This is a genomic window from Micromonospora cremea, assembly GCF_900143515.1.
In the GTDB taxonomy this organism is placed as follows: Bacteria; Actinomycetota; Actinomycetes; order Mycobacteriales; family Micromonosporaceae; genus Micromonospora; species Micromonospora cremea.
On the sequence record NZ_FSQT01000001.1, the window covers coordinates 1,660,837 to 1,678,015 of the forward strand.

Below are 17,179 nucleotides of genomic sequence, written 5' to 3' on the forward strand. Positions count from 1 at the left end.
GCGGTCGCAAACCTAAGATGACCCCCGCCCTGATCAACAAGGCGCAGCGCACGTACGACTCGAAGCAGTTCACGATGGCCGAGATCGCCGCTTCCTGCGGCGTCACCCCCATGACCATCTACCGCAACATCCGCACTGACACCGCGGAGCGGCCCACCACGGCGACCGCGTCTACCGCCGCACCGAGAGGCGGGCCCCGGTGAACCGGCCGGGCTGGCTACTCGACGTCGACGGCATCCTCAACGTCTCCCGCCCCCGCGTAACGCAGCGGCCCGCCCGCGGCCGCAGCTCCCGGTACGACGAACGTGATTGCATGTACCGGGCCGCCGTGGACGTCATCACCATGAAGATTCGGCTACGAGACCTCACGCGGGACTCGGGGTGACACGGTCAATCGGCCAGCTCATCAACGCTGCGTACTGCCGCCGAGAGCAACGCCGGGTCGGGCGCGGCGGCGAGTACGTCGGCGACCGCGTCGGCGTATTTGATCGCGTGCGGATCGCCGATCGCCACCGCCCGGTCGGCCAGCTCCGCGATGGTGGGGTCGGGGCGAGGCTGCGGTAGCAGGCGCGGTTCGGCCGGTGCGTATGCGGCAGTGACCGCAGCCGTTGCCGCCCAGGCCGCGGCGAGACTTGCCGGCCACATCGCCTCGGGAAGAACCGGCAGGACGCGCATGACCGCGTTCGGTGCGGTGACGGCGTGCACCAGCATCACCGAGTTGCCGTACCCGTAGCTGCCGTGCCGCTCGGCGGCCGCCCTCACCACAGCCGCAAGCCGCGCCGCCGTGCGTAAGCACATGACCGAGCTCACCGAGCAGACCCGGCGGTTGATCGGCTGCTCGTCGCTGGTCCTGGTCGCCAGCGTGGACGCCGAGGGCAACTGCGACGTCTCCCCGCGCGGCGGCCCCGCCGGGTTCGTCGCCGTCCTGGACGCGCGGACGGTGGCGATACCGGACGCGACGGGCAACAAGCGCCTGGACACCCTGCAGAACGTCGTCGCGACCGGGCGGGCCGGGCTGCTGTTCGTCATCCCGGGGCGCACCACGACCCTCAGGGTCAACGGCCGGGCCTGCGTCTCCACCCGCCCCGAGCTGCTCTCACAGCTGACCGCCGTGGGCAAGCCGCCGGCCAGTGCGCTGGTGCTGGGCATCGAGGAGGTCTACCCGCACTGCCCCAAGGCGCTGCTGCGCGGCGGGGTCTGGAAGCCGGAGCAGTGGCTGCCGGCGGACGCCCAGCCGACCTCGGCCGAGGTGACGCTGGCCCAGCTGCGGATGCTGGAGCTGACGATCGCAGACATCGAACAGGTGGAGGCGGACTCGCTGAAATACCGGTACGAGTGACGGGCCGCGGACCGGCCGGCCGGGCGCTCAGGCCCAGGCCGTGCCGGCCCTCGTCGCGTCCTACTCCTCCGGCTCCCAGGCGATCAGCTGGTCGAAGACGCGGCGGTCGCCGTCGAGCCGCAGCAAGTCCATCGGAATGCGGCCGTAGAAGAACATGACCAGCTCATTGGCCGTACCCCGGGCGGAGACATAGGCCGCCTCCGGGCCCTCGCCGGCGACCGGCGCGGAGAGCCGGGCGGTCCGTGCGCCGTCGGCGGAGAACCAGAGCCGCCAGGAACGGCCCTCGGTGGCGTGGTAGTCGATGACAGCGGGCTTGTGCGGCCACGCGGCCGTCGTCGCGACGCAGGTGGTCAGGAACTCGTCGACACCGTCGAGGGCCACCTCGTCCGGCAACGGCTGCGGGGCGCCCACGGCGACCTGGGCGTCATAGGTGTGCACGGCGACCTGCTGAAGCTGGTGCCGGGCAACGGCACCAGCGGTCTGCGGCGACTGCGACGGACCCCACCACGTCCAGCAACCACGATCCGGGCCGGCCTCCCGCAACGCGGCCAGCAGCTCCCCCGTCGACGCGGCGAACCAGGCCAGCAGGGCCTCGCGCTCCCGGGGCGGCACCGGGGCGGAGATGGCCGGCGGAGCGTCGGCGGGCCCCGCGGCCACGATGGCGGCCCACTTGCGGCGTCCCTCGCCCAGGTGCTGCACCAGGTCGAACAACGTCCACTCGGGGCAGGTCGGCACTCGCACGTCGAGGCTGGGTGCCGCGGCGACCGCCGCCCGGAAAGCGCTCGATCGTTCGTCCATCAGCCGCAACAGGTCGGCGAACTCCAGAGCCTTTTCCACCGCGGCTTTGTACCACCCCGCTCCGACAACCGACAGCGGGTTTCCCCGCCCCGGCGGCGGGGCCACGCGGAAATCCGTTGCCCGGCGGCCCGCGGGTTGACCATGCTGACGCGCATGGATCAGTGACCAGTGGCGCACGTGCGCGATGAAGGCGGGTTCGAGTCACCTCCCCGTCTCTGTCCGCCGTGCCACTCGAAGCCCGCACCGGGTGACCGGTGCGGGCTTCCTTCACGCGACGTGATCTGCGACGTCGCGCCAGCCGGCGTGCTCCGCGCCGAGACGCCGGCTGCCCGCCACTGGATCCGGGAGGCACCCCCTGGCGCGCCATCGCGCTGCCGGGCGCCTCCTGCCTAGACCTTGGAATCGCCGAAGCCGTGAATAGTTCCCGCCATGTCCGCGTGCCGGCCGACGGTCGCGGACCCGGCATCGACCGCAAAGCGCTGTGGGTGGTCAGCGAGCTCGGACTGCCGACCATCGTCAAAGCCTGCGTGTCGTGCAGGTCCACCCGTCACCGTCCCACCGGGAAGATCCGGGTCAACGCGAACCACAAGCTGCTCGACGTGTGGCTGCTGATCTGCTGCGACCTGTGCGGCCGCACGTCGAAGATCCCCGTCCACGAGCGCGTCAACGTGCGGGCGCTGGACCACGAGCGGCTACTGAGGTTCGAGAACAACGATCCGGCCATGGTGCGACAGCTGACCATGGACGCGACGCTCGCCCACAAGGCCGCCTACCAGCTCGACTGGACCGGCACCTGGCAGTTGGACACCGACATACCGTTCTACGACCTCCAGCGCGAGGATGCCGGGCCGCTCGAGGTCATCATCAGGTTCGAGCTCCCGGCACCCGTCCGGGTCGAGAAGCTGCTCACCGCCGGGTTCGGCCTGAGCCGTCCCGCCGTGCGAGGCATGGTCGACTCCGGGCGCATCCGCCTGCCCCTGCCCATCGACGCCAAGGCCCGCGAGGACTTCACCTTCCTTGTCGTCACCGCCCCACCGCTGTCACCCGAGCGGGCATAAGGTGCCACCCCACGGCGCGATGATGACCTGCGCCGTGGGGCGGCCCGTACCATCCGGCCCGCCGGCCGTCGCGGTCGGCGGGCCGGCCCAGCGTGCGGCGGCTCACTTGAATGTGCCGGCCTTCGCCCGCACGGACATGCCTGCGTGCGAATCCCGTGCTTCAAAGACCTCCGCTTGGCTGTCCGCGACATCTCGCCTGAGCGACTACTCCCGCCTCACGAGCAACGCATCCACCCTCGGGGGCGGACAGCACCTCCGCTCGCGGCCCGCGACGCGGACACCGAACCCGCGCCTTATCGCCCCGTTACACACCGCTGCCACGCACTCAGACGGGCGCCCCCTTAGGGCCGGGCGCGGATCGCCTGCGTCATGGCATCAGCCGACACCGGCATCCGGGTCGCGCAGGGACCGGGGCTGTCTCGCTAACGGTGTTTCCGGCGATCTTGGTTAGTAGGTTTCAGCGGCTGGGAAGCGGTCGCACTTCAACGCGGCCTGCTCGTTGGGGAAGTGGCCGCGGGCCTTGACTGCCCTGCGGTAGCGGGCATTCAACGACTCGATCGCGTTCGTGGAGCAGATGACGGTGCGGATTTCCAGGTCGTAGTCCAGGAACGGGATGAACTCTGCCCAGGCGTTGTCCCACAGCCGGATCACCGCCGGATACCGCCCGCCCCACTTCTCGGCCAGGTCGTCGAACGCCGCCCTGGCCGTGGTGGCGTTGACCGCGGTGTAGATCGGCTTGATGTCCCGCTTCAACTCGTCCCAGCACCTGCGGGAGGTCAACCGGAACGTGTTGCGGATCAGGTGAATGATGCAGGTCTGCACGACGGTCTGGGGCCACACGTTCGTCACCACCTCCGGCAGCCCTTTGAGGCCGTCGCAGACCAGGAAGAACACGTCCTTCACGCCCCGGTTGCGCAGGTCGGTCAGCACGCTCATCCAGAACTTCGCGCCCTCACCACCGGTGCCGGCCCACAGCCCGAGGATGTCCTTCTCACCGTCGAGGGTGACCCCGATCGCGGCGTAGAACGGCCGGTTCGCGACCTGTCCGTCGCGGACCTTGGCTCTGTCGCCGGTTGTGTGAAGCGTTCAGTGCGCGAGTAGGACGCGTTTGCGGAGTAGGTCGAGGCCAGCGCGGCCGAACATCTGCCGTTTGATCATCTTGAGGCGGTTGATGTTGCCTTCGACCGGTCCGGAGCTGTGCGGCAGGGGCAGGCCGTTGCGGACGGCGCCGAGGTCGCGGCGTAGGTTGCGGGCGAACCCGGTCAGGGGCGTGAGGGTGTCGTGTTCGACGGCGGTAATCCATTCTTCGAGGCGGTCGCCGTGTCGGCCGGTCATCATGATCGCGAAGGCTCGCACGTGTTTGACCAGGCGGTTCAGGTCTCGGTCGCGGCTTCGAACGTCGCGTAGCTTGGCCGTGTCGCGGGGGTCGAGGTGGTCGGGATGAGTCATGATCCATGAGGTGATCTGGCGCACCGATGGTGGTTTCGGGCCGGGGTGCGGGGCGTGACCGAGCCCTTTGCGGAAGCGGCGTAGGTACCGCTGGACGGCGAGTTCCCCGCCGGGGTAGCCCTGCTGTTTGATCTCGCGGAACAGTTGGGTGGCGTTGCGTTCTCCGTCGTTCCAGCGCTGGTGCAGGTAGGCGATGTAGTCATCGACCAGGTGCGCGCGTTGCTCGGTGACCGGCGGTCAGCTCGGCGACGCTGGCGCGGTCTCCAGGACCGCCTTGGTCAACTGCTTGAGCAGCCCGTCCGGGCCGGTCAGCGACAGCCCTTGTTCCTTCCACCGCATATACCTGCGCCGCGCCGGCGCCGATCGCCAGCACCTCACTCACCCGGGCCAGCGCCTTCGACATGGCCAGTCCGGAGTCGCTGCGCGGCGCCGTGCGCAGCCGCTCCAGCTCGGAGACCTTCTTGCCCTCGGGGACCTCCAGCAGGTCCCGCAACCGCAGCGGCAACTCGACGTCCGCGCCGGCCGCCGCCTGCGCCAAGCTCCGGTAAGCACGCTGGGCGGCTTCCTCCCGCACGCTCGATACCAGCCGGGCCAGCACGCTGACCCCTGGCAGCAGCACCCGCTCGCGCCGCAGCCACGCCCGTGTCTGCTCGAACAACGCCACCGCGCCCTCGGCATGGATCCAAGCCCGCGCGCCCATGAACTCCTCAAGCGACTCGCGCACCCCCGCGTCGCCGAAGTCGCGGTACCCGTACGCCGCCCGGATCTCCCACGAATGCTCGTACGCCGTCTGCTGCCGCTCGGTGTACCGCTTCACCACCGACGGATCCGCGATCTCCAACTGGGTAGCCACGTACTCCACCGCTGACCACGGCACCTCCAGCGGATCCTCGGTCAGGAAATGCCCCAGGAATCGCACCGTTCCGACCTGCAAGCCAAGGCCGATCTTGTGATGATCGGCGCGCTTGTGCGCGATCAGATCCAACGCGGTGCCGTCGAGCAGGAAGAAGCCCTCCAGCTCTGAACGGCTCAGCTCACCGACGAACCGCTCGTACGCGGCCACCTGATCATCAGACAAGAACTCAACGGGCACAGCGCAACAACGTACGTCGATTCACTCCGCTGCGGCAGGCCTCTCACCAAGATCATTTCTACCGCTAACCGCTGTCCTGATCTTCATCAACCCCGGCCTCAAGGACCTTCCGGTGCCGGAAGATGGCTGGCTTGCATGTCTCCAGTGGCTGAGCCGTCATGTCGAGATTGACCCCGCCGCTTCTTACCGGCACTCCTACTCCCGCGGTGACTCCAAGGCTTCGGTGAGGCCGCGGATGCCGGCGCGGATGACCTCGCCGTACGGGTCGTCCGGGAGCTGCCCGGCGAAGCGCTGGGCCATGGCCAGGTGCTCCCGGGCCACGGTGGTGTTGCCCAGGCGCCGCTGAACGTCGGCGAGGTTGAGGTGCAGCGACGGCAGGAATCCCTGAACCTGCAGCGAGTGGTGGTACTGCCGGGCACGTTCGTCGGTGAGCTCGGAGACGGCGGCCAGGGCGCGCTCGTCCCAGCTCAGTTCGGCTTCGGCGGTGTCCTGCAGGTCGGCGAGGTAGTGCGCGAGCGTGCAGCGGTGGAAAGGGTCGCCGTCGGCGCCGATCTCGTCCCACAGCGCGGTGAGGGTGTCGCGGGCGCGAACCTGCTGCCCTGATCGGCCGAGCTGCACGGCGTCGACGATGCGGGTCATGGTCGGGTCAGGCGTCGGCTGGTCGTCGTGGTCGTCCATGCCGGAAATGCTCGGGCCTCAACCCGGTCGAGGGTCAAACCGGCGCCGCACGGCCATTATCGGTTTGCCGGTAACGATAATCCGGTAAACCACCGCCACATAAGGGGCATACCGTGCACACATCATAATGACAGTTCTTGTGCGTAAGGATGCAGAATGGTGCATCGGCGGCACGAACGCCGTACCAGCCCCGGGCCACTCCTCCGCGGACAACCGGCCACCGACTGCTGGCATGGCCACGTTCCGCCATGCCAGCAGGCGGTGGATGTCCGGCGAGAACGCCGACCACTCCCAGTTTCTGGCCGACAGCGCCGCCGATCTGCTCGCCATCCCGCCACATATCGCGGGATGACCACACGAAGGCGCAATCAGTTGACGGGCTTGCCGAACCAGCGGGAGAGGTGCTCGTCCAGGTCCTGCTGATCGTCTCCGATCCAGGCGACGTGGCCGTCGGGGCGGAGCAGGACGCACGGAACATCCAGTACCGCGGTGGGGTCCCCGAGGTAATCGACCCGGTCCGACCAGCCGCCGACGGTCAGGCGTTCGGTGCGGTCCACCAGCAGGCCGCGGCCGCGATGCAGCAGACCGTAGAGGTGGCCCTGTTTCACGTCGATGTCGCGCAGGCGGCGGCCGAGCAGGTCGGGGCCTGCGCCGAAGTCGTAGCGGATGGCGATCGCGGTGATCTTCTCGATCAGATAGCGGTTCACCTCGTCGAAGTCCATCAGTTCGGTGAGCAGCCTGCGCGCGGCCTGCGGGCCCGGTTCGGTGGACAGCAGTTCCATCTGGGCGCGGGTGTTGTCCAGCACGTCCTCGGCGACCGGATGACGTTCGGCCTGGTAGGTGTCCAGCAGTGTTTCCGGCGCCCAGCCGCGGATCTGTGCGGCCAGTTTCCAGCCGAGGTTGAATGCGTCCTGAACGCCCAGGTTGAGGCCCTGTCCGCCGGTGGGTGGATGGATGTGTGCCGCATCGCCGGCCAGCAGCACCCGCCCGACCCGATAACGTTCGGCCAGCCGGGTGGCATCCCCGAAGCGGGACAACCAGCGGGGGGAGTGCACGCCGAAATCGGTTCCGGCGATGGTGCGCAACTGTTGTTTGAAATCCTCGAGGGTGGGCGGTTCCGCGCGGTCGCTGACTCCCGCGGCGGGGACGACGACGCTGTAGACCCCTTCGCCGAAGGGCCGGAGCCAGAATGGCTGATGGGTCTCGCGGATTTCGGTCACCTTGGCGGCGATCTCCTCATGCGGCATGCCCGCTTTCATCTCGCCCATCAGCGTCTCGGTCCGCGAGGGCTCGCCGGGGAAGCCGACGCCGAGAAGTTTGCGCACCGTACTGCGCCCGCCGTCACAGCCGACGAGGTAGCGCGAACGCAGCTGTTGCCCGTCGGCCAGCTCGACGGTCACACCCTCGTCGTCCTGCTCGAGACCGGCGACCGCGCAACCGCGCCGGACCTGCGCACCCAGTTCGATCGCATGTTCTTCGAGCAGGTGAACGATGACCGGCTGCGGGATGCCCAGCAGATAGGCGTACGCGGAATCCAGGCCCTCGGGCGCGGGTTTGTTGATGGCGGCGAAGAAGCCGCCGGCCGGACGCTGTCTTCCGTGTTTGAGAATGCGCTCCAGCAGTCCGCGCATTGCCATCAGCTCAAGACTGCGAATGTGCAGACCGACTATGCGGACGAACGACGCGGGCTCGGTTTCCTTCTCGACGACGAGTACCCGCACGTCGTGCAGCCGCAGTTCGGCGGCCAGCATCGCACCAGTCGGCCCACAGCCGGCAATGATCACGTCGAACATGAGGGGCGCGCGATCGGTGCCGGAGGCCGGCGATGGGAGTCCGGGGACGTCGCCCACGGTGGAGTCGCGCTCGGCCGTGTCGTTCGACGACGGCTCGGCGGTGAACTGCAGAGAGTGCACAGGTGTTGCCTTTCGGGAGTGCCTTGTTGGCGAGGCGCTCCCGGCGACACCTATGTCAATCGCCCGGCCGTGACGGGAAGGGGAGCACCCACATCGATACAGCGTTCATGGGTCTCACCTCCTCGGGCGGTGTCACAGTCGACTGCAAGCTACCAGCCCGATGCGATCCCGCCCATCCCTTTTCCCGCCACGTGATCGCGGCTTCCGAAACACGCGGCGCCGGCACCAAGCGCTTCCACCGCCGTGATGTCGGTGACCTCGACCTCGCCTACGAAAGCGTCGACCTGCTTTCCGAGCCCGGGCTCATCCTGACCCTCTACGCCGCCGAACCTGCCTCCCCGACCGCCCAGGCCTTCGACCTCCTGGCCTCCTGGGCAGCCGCCCAGACAACCGCTGACCGCGAGGGTTCACCGACAACCCCCGCGCCGGTCAGGGGAGCGGCAGGTCCGGGTCGCGGTGGGACGGGCAGGTTCCACCCTTGGCCGGGCGACCCCGGGCTCTCACGAGGGGTAGGAGACGTGGACCACGCTGACGAGCGAGCCAGGAATGAGGATCAGCTTCGCTTCTGAGGCGGTGCGTGGACTGTCGCCCGGACCGGTCCACGCCAACGGGTGCTGGAGCACGATGTCGCGCCGGGCGGGATCCCGGTCGGTGGAGACGTACCGCAGCCGGCCCTCCACGAGCCGTCCGTCCGTCAGTTCGATCGCCAGGAACGGTTTGCGCCCCTGCGGGGAACGGTCGGTGAGGGCCCGTACGGCAACTGTGCCCTCACGCATGCCCGCGCCCTGGCGTTGTGATGAGCGCTTGCCGGCGAGCGAGCCGGCGAGGGTGCTCAGCACGAGGCTCAGCGTCATGCTGAGCGCGGCGGACGCGACCCAGGACCACGGCCGGTCGCGGAAGTCCTCCGGTGTCGTCACGACTGTGTCCAGCGTGACCAGGGCCGGAATCAGCTCGCCCAGGGCTGCCGTGAGCACGAGACCCGCGACGGTGGTCAGGGCACCCACGCTGAAGAGTTCCACGACCTCGGTGGTCGATGACCGGGCGTCCTTGGGGGAGAACCGACGGAACGCCTGGTGAAAGGCGAACCCGGGGGTCAGGGCGGCGAGCAGGAGCACCGCGGCGATGACGTTACCCGGCATTGGTTGCTTCCGGCTCGTCCGGAGTCTGCCGGGTCGCCGTACCGGACGGAGGTGGCCCGGTCACCGCCGGTGGTAGCTCGACGTCATCTGCGTCGAGGTCCTCCCAGACGTACTCCCGGTCGGCGAGACCGCCGAAGTCGTCGAAATCCACCGGGCCCGTCGACTCCGGTTCCTGCGGGGATCCCGCGCGGCCTTCCTTATGCGACACTGCGCTGCTCCTGCTCGTCAGAGGTGGATTGGTACACGTCGGTGAACTGCGTCGTGATGCTGATGAGCCCTGCCCACAGCCAGGGCGGTACCGGCCCGCGCTCGCGCCGCCAGCGACGCTGCGCCGCGCGCAGGGCGGAGGAAGCGGGCACACCGTCGGCGAGTAACCGGTAGAGGATCGCCAGGATCCCCGCGGTGGGATGGCTGTACACCGGGTTGGCTGTGGGGCCATCGGGCAAGGGGAAGATTCCACCGATCACCGTCTCGGCCCCGCGACAGAGGGCCGCCGTGGGAATGCCCAGCGGATCGGTGCCGTGGCGTTCGTCGAGTTCGGCGGAGAGGCAGGCGTTGATCATCAAGAGCTGCGGGAATCGCAGCGTCAGCATGCGGGCTGCCGACAGCACCGTGTGGCGGTCCAACTTGAGGGCGTGCGCCAGTCCGGGGCGGCTGTTGCCGTGGACGGACACCACGGCGAGGGCGAGCGGAGCGCTGGCAGGGTCGAGGGCGTTCAGGAAGGTGGTGGGCTGGATCGCGTACTCGATGTCCGCGCCGTACGCCGCGTCCAGAGCTGCCCGCTCGATGGCCAACCCTTCGCGGTGGACGCCAGCGAGATAGGCGAGGGCCCGCACCGGGGCGCCCGGTGGTGCCGTCGGCGCGGTTGCCGGTTCCGGGGGGTCCTCGACCAGGGACAGGCTGGGCAGCATGGCGAGTACGGCACGGTCAGCCAGGTACCCCTCAGCGTGCCCCGGCTCCACCTTCACCGCGGCCCACGGCACCCGCCACAGGATCGAGTCGGGTATGAGCAGCAGCTTGGGCACCTCTCCGCCCGGGTCCTGTTGCGCCAGCAGCGTCACCAGGCCGGCCGGCAGCAGGAGCCCCGCCAGGTCGGTCCACGCGACGCTGTCGCCGTTGCGGAGATGGTGAAACCGTGGAGTCTTCCGCCAACCGGGTGCCTCGGCCCGAACGCCTTCGGCCGCACCGACAGCCGACAGCGACTCCTCGTCGCTGCCCGGGTCCCGTCGGGGTTCCGCCTCCGGATCCGGTCCGACCGAAAGGTCCGCGAGCCCGGCGACTTCGCCTATCAGCCGCGCCTGCTGCGAGTCCACCGGATGCAGGAAGGGGCGTCGGGCGCCATCGGGCGCCGTCCACAGGCCCGCGACGTGCATCGTGTCCCCATCGATCAGCAACCGCGTCTGGAGTACGTGCGTCTGCCACCGCACCGCCCAGAACCCCGCGTCGGTGGTCGAGGCGGCCGTCCTGCCCTCCATGGAGCGCCGGAACCGGAGCGACACCAGGCCCTCGAGGCGCTCGTGGGACGCTGCGACATCCTGTCGGCCGGCGGCCGCGACGGTCGCGGCCTGCGGGCTCTCCTCCTGCATGCCGAGGGTCAGGGCTTCGGAGACGCTGCCCTCGCGCGTCGCGATGGCGGCCAGCACCTCGACGATGCCCTGCAGGCTGGTTTCACCCAGATCATCGGGCTCGTCGACGAGGAGTTCACCGCGCAGCATCTGGCGTAGCGCGGTCCGGTTCCCGAGATCCAGCAGCGTGGCGAAGCCGTCAATGGCTGCCACATCGCCACGCAGGTGGAGTGCGTAGGCGCATTCGAACGCCGAGACTTCGTCCTCGCTGTAGATGTCGACGAAGTACGCCTGGGCATTGCGCCATCCCCAACCCGCGCGCAGGTCGGCGACGTCGTGCATCGTCCGCAGATACCAGCGCAGTGCCTCGTGACGATCGCCGTGTGCCTCGGCCACCTTGGCGAGGGCGACGAAATGGCGCAGCCGGTTGGGCAGCGTGGCATTCCCCCGCCGGTACGCGTCGGTGGCTTCGGTGACGAACCTGGTCGCGTCGTCGGTCCGGCCCTCGTGGAGCGCCCACCGGGCCAGCATGTCGCAGGCGATGCCGTGTTGAGCGTGGCACCGCCACCGGATCGCAAGCTCGCGGGCGGTCATCATGTGGCGGACCATGCGGGCCCCGTCGTCGTCGTTCAGCGCGATCACGGTGAGGAACAATTCCGTGCGGACCCGGCTCAGCCGGTACATCCGGCCGCCGCCGACCCGCACGGCTTCGGTGAGGGTCCGGTAGGCGTCGGCGTTGCTGCCTCGGATCAGCTGTATCTTGCCGAGCTTCTCCAGCGCCTCCGAGTGAGCTGCACGGTCCCAGCTCTGCCCGTGCACGGCGACGGCGATCTGCATCTCGTGCTCGGCCCTCTCCAGGTCCCCCTGGGCTTCCGCGATGGCGCCACGGACCATGGCGAACGCGGCAACCAGCAACGGTGCCCGTGTCATGGCCCGGGTGGCGGCGACATCGTCCAGGATCTCCACGGCAGCGGCGACGTCCCCCTGCTGAGCGATGGTCTCGGCGCGATGGACCCGGCCGTAGAGAGACCCCGCCTCGGGATCCTGCCTGAGCATCACGAACACATCGACGAGGCGGCGAATGCCGTCCCACAGTGCGACGAGGACCGTCACGCCGATCACGAGGGCGACGATGAGCACCGCCAGCGCCGGCCACCGGCCGGCCCGGACGACGAGCGACAGCGAGTATCCGAGCAGGCCCGCGGCGAGAACCGTGCCCCACGCTGGAATGCGGGCCTTCGTCCGGGCGCTTCGTGGATCGCGGAAACCCATCATCACAACCGTCCCGTATAGAGGCCGGTCAGCATACGGCTCCGTTGACCGCGGTCGCTGTCTGTGTCCGGACACTCCGGGGGCCCGTTGTCGCGTACGGTGCGGCGGTCCGTTCGCCACCCCAAGGAGTCGACGTGATCGCGCAGAGACTGAGAGTCGCCTCCTACGCGGTGTGCCTGCGCGATGGGCGTCTGCTGCTTGCCCGATGGGTCTCGCCCGACGGGTCTCGGCGTCATTGGACGCTGCCCGGTGGAGGGGTCGAGCACGCCGAGGACCCGTTCGACGCCGTCGTGCGGGAGGTGGCCGAGGAGACGGGTTACCAGGCGCAGGTGGAGCAGCTGCTCGGTGTGAACTCGCGAACGCGGCACGTGGAGTGGGGCGATAGGGGCGCTGCCGAGCTGCACATGCTGGCCGTCTTCTACCGGGCCCGGATCATCGGTGGCGAGCTTCGACCTGAGACGGGCGGCACGACGGACCTGGCCCAGTGGATGCCGATGACGCAGGTCGCGGCCGTGGAACGCTCCGTCGTCGTCGACATCGGGCTGGAGTTGCACCGCCGCACCCCGCCCACCGGGCACGTGGAGCCGGTCCAGGTCACCCGACTCCTGCGGCACTGACGACACCGGCGACCTCGCGGCCACAGTGGAGGGCTACGAGCGGCCGTACGCGGCGCGCGCCTGGGCCACCTCGGCGGCCGCGCGCTCACGCCACCGGCGCTGGGCCTCCCGGTTGCACGCCCGGCAGACCCGGCGGTAGCGGCCCGTGGCGGCGTCCAACTCGCGGTCGTGGCCGTTGCGGCACTGCGGTGCCTGCGACCGGCTGCGGCAGGCCTCCGAGCGGCTGACCTGGCGCAGGTGCGTCGGCTCGATGCAGTCGGCGGCGCCACAGGTCTGGTCGACGTCGAGGGTGGGGTCGTAACCGCCGACCAGGACCACGAACGCGGCGATGTGCGCCCACGCCCGTCCGGCGACCTTCTGGTGGACGCCGCGTCGCCGCCCGTAGCCGTGGATGACGAGGCAGCCGTCGTCGGTGCGGTGCGAGCGTCCCAGCAGGTACGCGCGCAGCGACTCCTCGGTGTGGTACCGGGACAGACCCTTCACCGCGGCGAGCACGCCGTCACCGTACCCGTACACCGTTGCCGTCCTGCCGCGGCCGCGCCACCTGCGGGCGCAGCCGCGGCGGCGGTCGCTAGCGCCCGAGCCACTCCCGGTAGGCGGTGGGCGCGATGACGGCGCCCTCGGTGGCGATGAGGACGTCGCCGGGCGCGGCGGCGAACATGCCGGCGCTGTCGTCGGTGACGACGGTGCGCTGGTCACCGCGGGCGGCGAGGGTGATCCTGCCCAGCTCGTCGAGCGGGAAGACGTCGGGCCCGGCGATGTTGCGCGTGCCCTGAAGTGGGGCGCCCATGCTGACGTCGGCGACGGCCTGTGCGACGTCGGCCGCCGCGATGGGCTGCAGCGCATTGCTGGGCAGGCGGACGGTGTTCTCGTCGGCGGTCCAGGACATGACCGCGTCCATGAACTCGAAGAACTGGGTGGCGCGCACGATCGAGTACGGGACGGGACCGGCCTTGAGGATGTCCTCCTGCAGGACCTTGGCGCGGTAGTAGTCCAGGGCGGGAACCTGGTCGACGCCCACGATCGAGAGGATGACCGCGTGGCCGACACCTGCACGCTCGGCGGCGGCCAGGAGGTTGTCCATGGTCGTCTGGAAGAAGGCGGGGGAGGCCTCGTCGAAGGTCGGCGAGTTGGTCAGGTTGACGACGACCTCGGCGCCCGTGAGCGCCTCGGACAGACCCTGTCCGGTGAGCAGGTCCACCCCGGTGGACAGCGAGAGCGGCACTGCCTCGTGCCCGGCCTCCCGCAAGATCGTGACGACCTGTGAACCGATGAGGCCCGTTCCACCCAACACGGCGATCTTCATGTCCAGCACACCTTTCCCTGCGGATATGGCTCTTCTGGGGCCGTGTGTCCGGCTGCTTCGTTGGAGCCGATACTCGGACTCCCCATGTCCGAGAACTATACTCGGACAAGAATCGTCCGAGTAATGGGGTGTGGCTAGGGTGAAACCATGAAGATGTCCGGCGGGGTCGAGTGGGCGCTGCACTGCTGCGTCGTCCTCACCACCAGCAGCAGGCCCGTCCCGGCGGCCAAGCTCGCGGAACTGCACGACGTCTCCGGCAGCTACCTCGCCAAGCAGCTCCAGTCCCTCGCCCGCGCCGGCCTGATCCACTCCGTCCAGGGCAAGTCCGGCGGCTACGCGTTGACCCGCGCACCGGAGAGCATCACGTTGCTCGACGTGGTGCGGGCCGTCGACGGCCCCGGCCCCGCCTTCGTCTGCACCGAGATCCGACAGCGCGGCCCGTTGGCGACCCCGGCCAACGCCTGCACCAGGGCGTGCCCGGTCGCCCGCGCCATGTGGAGCGCCGAGGAGGCGTGGCGCCAAGCGCTCGCCGCGGTCACGATCGCCGATCTCGCCCGGGACGTCGGCACCGACTCCGGCCCGGAGGCACTGCCCGCGGTACGCGCCTGGCTGACCGGCGCCACCGACGACTGAACCGCTGTCAACCGGCGTGGCGTACCTCGGTGCCCCAGATCTGCGCCCACGGACGCCGCAGCCCTCGGCACACGAAGATCGGGCCGCCGTTCTCGTCGTTGTCCACCTCGACCCGCTGGTCCACCCGCCCGGCGAGCGCGCACTCGTCGAACCAGGCGTTCAGCGGGGCTGAGCGTTCCCAGCCGACGACGATCACCACGTCGGCGTCGGCGGGTGGTCGGCCGAAGTCGACCATGCTGTTGTGCCCGGAGTACGCGCGGGGGAGGCCACGGGCCGGGCCGTAGCGCGCCAGCGCCCCCGCCTCGCCGTAGTTGCCGGTCAGAACGACAGCCCGCGCGCGCTCCTCGGGCGACAGGCCACGGTGGACGATGGCGACCGAGTCGGCGAACGCCGGCCAGCCGATGGTCTCACCGGCGTCGTAGTTGACGTCCACCACGAAGGCGGGCAGCCGGTCGGCCGGCAGCACCGGCAGCAGCAGCACGACGTTGGGTAGCAGCAGCGGCACCGCGCCCAGCGCGAGCAGACCCCGGCGCAGCACGACCGGACCGCGCGACGCCCAGGCGGCGGTGACCGCCGCGCCAGCGGCGGTGAGGACCAGCAGCAGTGGCGCGTCGTAGTAGCCCTTGCCTCCGGCGATCAGCACGATGCCGACCACGACCAGCCAGGCCCAGCCGACCCCCCGGTACGCCCGCCACGCCGGCCGGCGCAGCAGCGCGACGAGGCCGGCGACCCAGATCGGCACCGCGTACGGGCTGATGATGACGAACTGGAGGGTGAACGCGTCGAGGCGGCCACTGTAGGAGCTCTCACCACCGGAGATCGAGGCGGCCACCGACAGCTGCGGAAAGCCGTGCGCGGCCTGCCAGATCAGGTTCGGCGCGGCCAACAGCGCGGCGATCCCCGCGCCGGCGAGCACCCACCGGTCGCGCAGCAGCCGACGCGGCCCGGCGATGCCCACCCCGGCGATCAGCCCCACGGCCAGCAGCGCGGGCAGCAGCTTGCTGAGCATGCCCACGCCGAGCGCCAGCCCGATGCCGAGCGCCCACCGGCTGTCGCCGGTGCGCAGCAGCCGCACCGCGCACAGCACGGCGGCCAGCCAGACCAGCAGGTCGACGGTGGTGGTGCTGAGCAGATGCCCGCTGGCGAGCACGATGCCGGACAGCCCGGCGAGCAGCGCCGCGAAGCTCTGCCCGCCCCGGCCGGCGCCCAACTCCCGGGCGATGGCGGAGACCAGAAGGACCGCACCACCGGCCAGCAGCGCCGACGGGGTGCGCAGCACGACCAGGTTGCCCGGCGCGATCGTGTCGAGCAGCCGGGCCAGCGCCGGGACCAGCGAACCCTGGTCGACGTAGCCCCAGTCGAGGTGCCGGCCGGCGAGCAGGAAGTACAGCTCGTCCCGGTGATAGCCGTAGCGGCCGGCGAGCACCAGCAGCGCCACACTGACCGCCGCGGCCACCAGCCACGGCCCGAGCGTGCGGGGGCCGGGCGTCGGTGGCCCCGCCGGCGGGGACGTTGGGGCCGGTTGGTGGGGGCGGTCGGTGGCGGTGACGGGTTCGCTCACGCAGACATCATCACCGATTCGCCGCGCTAGGTCTCGCCCGTCACGTCGACCTCCGTCACCTGGCTGCGTCTGGCGTCAGCGCCCGATTCGGCAGTGGGGGATCGATCCGGCGAGAGTTGCCTCCGCCCGCTTGATGTCGGCCAGCGCGACGTCGACGAATGCTCCGACGCTGACCTGCGCGGCGTCCGCCAGCTGGGCGATGAGCAGTAGTCGATGCTCAGTGTGCTCCGGTTCGCCGGGCACGTCCGTGAACGGCGGTCGGTGACCGCCGGGCAGCAGTGCGGCCAGCAGCTCCCTGTCCACTCTCGGTAGCCAGGTTTCGGAGTGGTCGATCTGCGCCGCCAGACGTGGCCACTGGTCGCGCCCGCCCGGTTCGAGCTCCTCGGCGAGCAGCCCCGCGGTGTCTTTGAGGACCTGGTGCGCCCATGCGTGGGGCAGCCGCAGGAGGCGGTCGACGGAAGCCTGGAACTGCCCGCGGTCCGTCTGGTTCGCCGCTCGTACCCCGGCCACCACGGCGTTCCACAGTTCCTGCTCTGCCGGTGTAGGCGGCTGCCACATCACCATCTCCTCTCCGTTGCTGGGCTGGCAGAAGCCTGCTGGCCCGGACCTCGGCGGCACCTCGCCGTCGCGGTCGCTTCACTGTGCCTTCTGTTGGGGTGGCCGGCACGGGCCCGTAGGAGGCGAGACCCGTGCCGGCCGACGGTGATCACCCCCATCACCGTCTCGCGCCGTCGGCGGCTCAGCCGGGCCGTGTCGAT

18 protein-coding genes and 2 pseudogenes are annotated in these 17,179 nt (G+C 70.0%); 6 read left to right on the forward strand and 14 right to left on the reverse strand.

What is annotated here, in order from left to right; translation table 11 throughout:
• Positions 1 to 17: 17 nt before the first annotated feature.
• Positions 18 to 203 carry a hypothetical protein gene (locus BUS84_RS38965; protein ID WP_208869545.1) on the forward strand — a complete coding sequence of 62 codons (186 nt, stop codon included), beginning with the start codon at positions 18 to 20 and terminating at the stop codon, positions 201 to 203.
• Positions 204 to 390: 187 nt separating this feature from the next.
• On the opposite strand, the gene BUS84_RS07585 is transcribed toward BUS84_RS38965, so the two are convergent.
• Positions 391 to 765 carry a hypothetical protein gene (locus BUS84_RS07585; protein ID WP_074309990.1) on the reverse strand — a complete coding sequence of 125 codons (375 nt, stop codon included), beginning with the start codon at positions 763 to 765 and terminating at the stop codon, positions 391 to 393.
• A gap of 19 nt (positions 766 to 784) precedes the next feature.
• Here BUS84_RS07585 and BUS84_RS07590 point away from each other — a divergent pair, with 19 nt between their 5' ends.
• Positions 785 to 1,339 carry an MSMEG_1061 family FMN-dependent PPOX-type flavoprotein gene (locus BUS84_RS07590; RefSeq protein ID WP_244298426.1) on the forward strand — a complete coding sequence of 185 codons (555 nt, stop codon included), beginning with the start codon at positions 785 to 787 and terminating at the stop codon, positions 1,337 to 1,339.
• Positions 1,340 to 1,399: 60 nt separating this feature from the next.
• Here the strand turns inward: BUS84_RS07590 and BUS84_RS07595 are convergent, their stop codons facing one another.
• Complete coding sequence (locus BUS84_RS07595) at positions 1,400 to 2,176, reverse strand: maleylpyruvate isomerase family mycothiol-dependent enzyme (RefSeq protein ID WP_074309994.1); 777 nt, start codon at positions 2,174 to 2,176, stop codon at positions 1,400 to 1,402.
• Positions 2,177 to 2,391: 215 nt separating this feature from the next.
• On the opposite strand from BUS84_RS07595, the gene BUS84_RS07600 reads away from it, so the two are divergent.
• Positions 2,392 to 3,195, forward strand: a complete 804-nt coding sequence (locus BUS84_RS07600; protein WP_084757276.1) for a DUF1062 domain-containing protein — start codon at positions 2,392 to 2,394, stop codon at positions 3,193 to 3,195.
• Between the two features lie 447 nt (positions 3,196 to 3,642).
• On the opposite strand, the pseudogene BUS84_RS07605 reads toward BUS84_RS07600, so the two are convergent.
• From BUS84_RS07605 to rox, 5 genes and pseudogenes are all read right to left on the reverse strand, one after another.
• A pseudogene (locus tag BUS84_RS07605) lies at positions 3,643 to 4,254 on the reverse strand (IS256 family transposase); the annotation flags it as partial.
• Between the two features lie 27 nt (positions 4,255 to 4,281).
• Positions 4,282 to 4,668, reverse strand: a complete 387-nt coding sequence (locus tag BUS84_RS07610; protein WP_208869546.1) for a transposase — start codon at positions 4,666 to 4,668, stop codon at positions 4,282 to 4,284.
• A gap of 559 nt (positions 4,669 to 5,227) precedes the next feature.
• Positions 5,228 to 5,737, reverse strand: a pseudogene (locus BUS84_RS41175) (DUF4158 domain-containing protein); the annotation flags it as partial.
• Positions 5,738 to 5,932: 195 nt separating this feature from the next.
• Positions 5,933 to 6,415: a hypothetical protein gene (locus BUS84_RS07620; RefSeq protein WP_074310000.1), complete on the reverse strand. Its 483-nt coding sequence runs from the start codon at positions 6,413 to 6,415 to the stop codon at positions 5,933 to 5,935.
• A gap of 368 nt (positions 6,416 to 6,783) precedes the next feature.
• Entirely contained in the window at positions 6,784 to 8,208 is a 1,425-nt protein-coding gene (gene rox, locus BUS84_RS07625) for a rifampin monooxygenase (protein WP_208869640.1), read from the reverse strand.
• A 227-nt stretch (positions 8,209 to 8,435) separates the two neighbouring features.
• Here rox and BUS84_RS38160 point away from each other — a divergent pair, with 227 nt between their 5' ends.
• Positions 8,436 to 8,897, forward strand: coding sequence for an MmyB family transcriptional regulator (locus BUS84_RS38160; protein ID WP_159450994.1), 462 nt, complete (start codon positions 8,436 to 8,438; stop codon positions 8,895 to 8,897).
• Here the strand turns inward: BUS84_RS38160 and BUS84_RS07635 are convergent.
• The 3 genes from BUS84_RS07635 to BUS84_RS07640 are packed head-to-tail and all read right to left on the reverse strand — an operon-like array spanning position 8,829 to position 12,172.
• A complete protein-coding gene (locus BUS84_RS07635) occupies positions 8,829 to 9,467 on the reverse strand; it encodes a DUF6338 family protein (RefSeq protein ID WP_074310004.1) in 639 nt (212 codons plus the stop codon). The two genes, BUS84_RS38160 and BUS84_RS07635, sit on opposite strands and share 69 nt — an antisense overlap.
• Positions 9,457 to 9,675, reverse strand: a complete 219-nt coding sequence (locus tag BUS84_RS37360) for a hypothetical protein (protein ID WP_143728271.1) — start codon at positions 9,673 to 9,675, stop codon at positions 9,457 to 9,459. Before BUS84_RS37360 ends, BUS84_RS07635 begins: the two co-directional genes overlap by 11 nt.
• Entirely contained in the window at positions 9,665 to 12,172 is a 2,508-nt protein-coding gene (locus tag BUS84_RS07640; protein WP_143728272.1) for a CHAT domain-containing protein, read from the reverse strand. The genes BUS84_RS37360 and BUS84_RS07640 overlap by 11 nt, the downstream gene beginning before the upstream one ends.
• Before the next feature lie 266 nt (positions 12,173 to 12,438).
• On the opposite strand from BUS84_RS07640, the gene BUS84_RS07645 reads away from it, so the two are divergent.
• Entirely contained in the window at positions 12,439 to 12,921 is a 483-nt protein-coding gene (locus BUS84_RS07645) for an NUDIX hydrolase (RefSeq protein WP_208869548.1), read from the forward strand.
• Between the two features lie 33 nt (positions 12,922 to 12,954).
• On the opposite strand, the gene BUS84_RS07650 is transcribed toward BUS84_RS07645, so the two are convergent.
• Positions 12,955 to 13,437: an HNH endonuclease gene (locus BUS84_RS07650; protein ID WP_244298427.1), complete on the reverse strand. Its 483-nt coding sequence runs from the start codon at positions 13,435 to 13,437 to the stop codon at positions 12,955 to 12,957.
• Positions 13,438 to 13,492: 55 nt separating this feature from the next.
• Complete coding sequence (locus BUS84_RS07655; RefSeq protein WP_074312278.1) at positions 13,493 to 14,227, reverse strand: SDR family oxidoreductase; 735 nt, start codon at positions 14,225 to 14,227, stop codon at positions 13,493 to 13,495.
• A gap of 147 nt (positions 14,228 to 14,374) precedes the next feature.
• Here BUS84_RS07655 and BUS84_RS07660 point away from each other — a divergent pair, with 147 nt between their 5' ends.
• Entirely contained in the window at positions 14,375 to 14,860 is a 486-nt protein-coding gene (locus tag BUS84_RS07660) for an RrF2 family transcriptional regulator (RefSeq protein WP_074310008.1), read from the forward strand.
• Between the two features lie 7 nt (positions 14,861 to 14,867).
• On the opposite strand, the gene BUS84_RS07665 is transcribed toward BUS84_RS07660, so the two are convergent.
• Together BUS84_RS07665 and BUS84_RS07670 are read right to left on the reverse strand one after the other, a co-directional pair.
• Positions 14,868 to 16,421 (reverse strand): ArnT family glycosyltransferase, encoded by a 1,554-nt coding sequence (locus BUS84_RS07665; protein ID WP_074310009.1) that lies wholly within the window; start codon positions 16,419 to 16,421, stop codon positions 14,868 to 14,870.
• 75 nt (positions 16,422 to 16,496) lie between these two features.
• Complete coding sequence (locus BUS84_RS07670; RefSeq protein ID WP_143728274.1) at positions 16,497 to 16,979, reverse strand: hypothetical protein; 483 nt, start codon at positions 16,977 to 16,979, stop codon at positions 16,497 to 16,499.
• Positions 16,980 to 17,179: the final 200 nt, after the last annotated feature.

Excerpts from the sequence above, each read along its gene's own strand:
- BUS84_RS38965 (WP_208869545.1), top strand. The coding sequence starts at position 18 with ATGACCCCCGCCCTGATCAACAAGGCGCAGCGCACGTACGACTCGAAG.
- BUS84_RS07620 (WP_074310000.1), bottom strand. The coding sequence starts at position 6,415 with ATGGACGACCACGACGACCAGCCGACGCCTGACCCGACCATGACCCGC.
- rox (WP_208869640.1), bottom strand. The coding sequence starts at position 8,208 with ATGTTCGACGTGATCATTGCCGGCTGTGGGCCGACTGGTGCGATGCTG.
- BUS84_RS38160 (WP_159450994.1), top strand. The coding sequence starts at position 8,436 with ATGGGTCTCACCTCCTCGGGCGGTGTCACAGTCGACTGCAAGCTACCA.
- BUS84_RS07635 (WP_074310004.1), bottom strand. The coding sequence starts at position 9,467 with ATGCCGGGTAACGTCATCGCCGCGGTGCTCCTGCTCGCCGCCCTGACC.
- BUS84_RS07655 (WP_074312278.1), bottom strand. The coding sequence starts at position 14,227 with ATGAAGATCGCCGTGTTGGGTGGAACGGGCCTCATCGGTTCACAGGTC.
- BUS84_RS07660 (WP_074310008.1), top strand. The coding sequence starts at position 14,375 with ATGAAGATGTCCGGCGGGGTCGAGTGGGCGCTGCACTGCTGCGTCGTC.
- BUS84_RS07670 (WP_143728274.1), bottom strand. The coding sequence starts at position 16,979 with ATGTGGCAGCCGCCTACACCGGCAGAGCAGGAACTGTGGAACGCCGTG.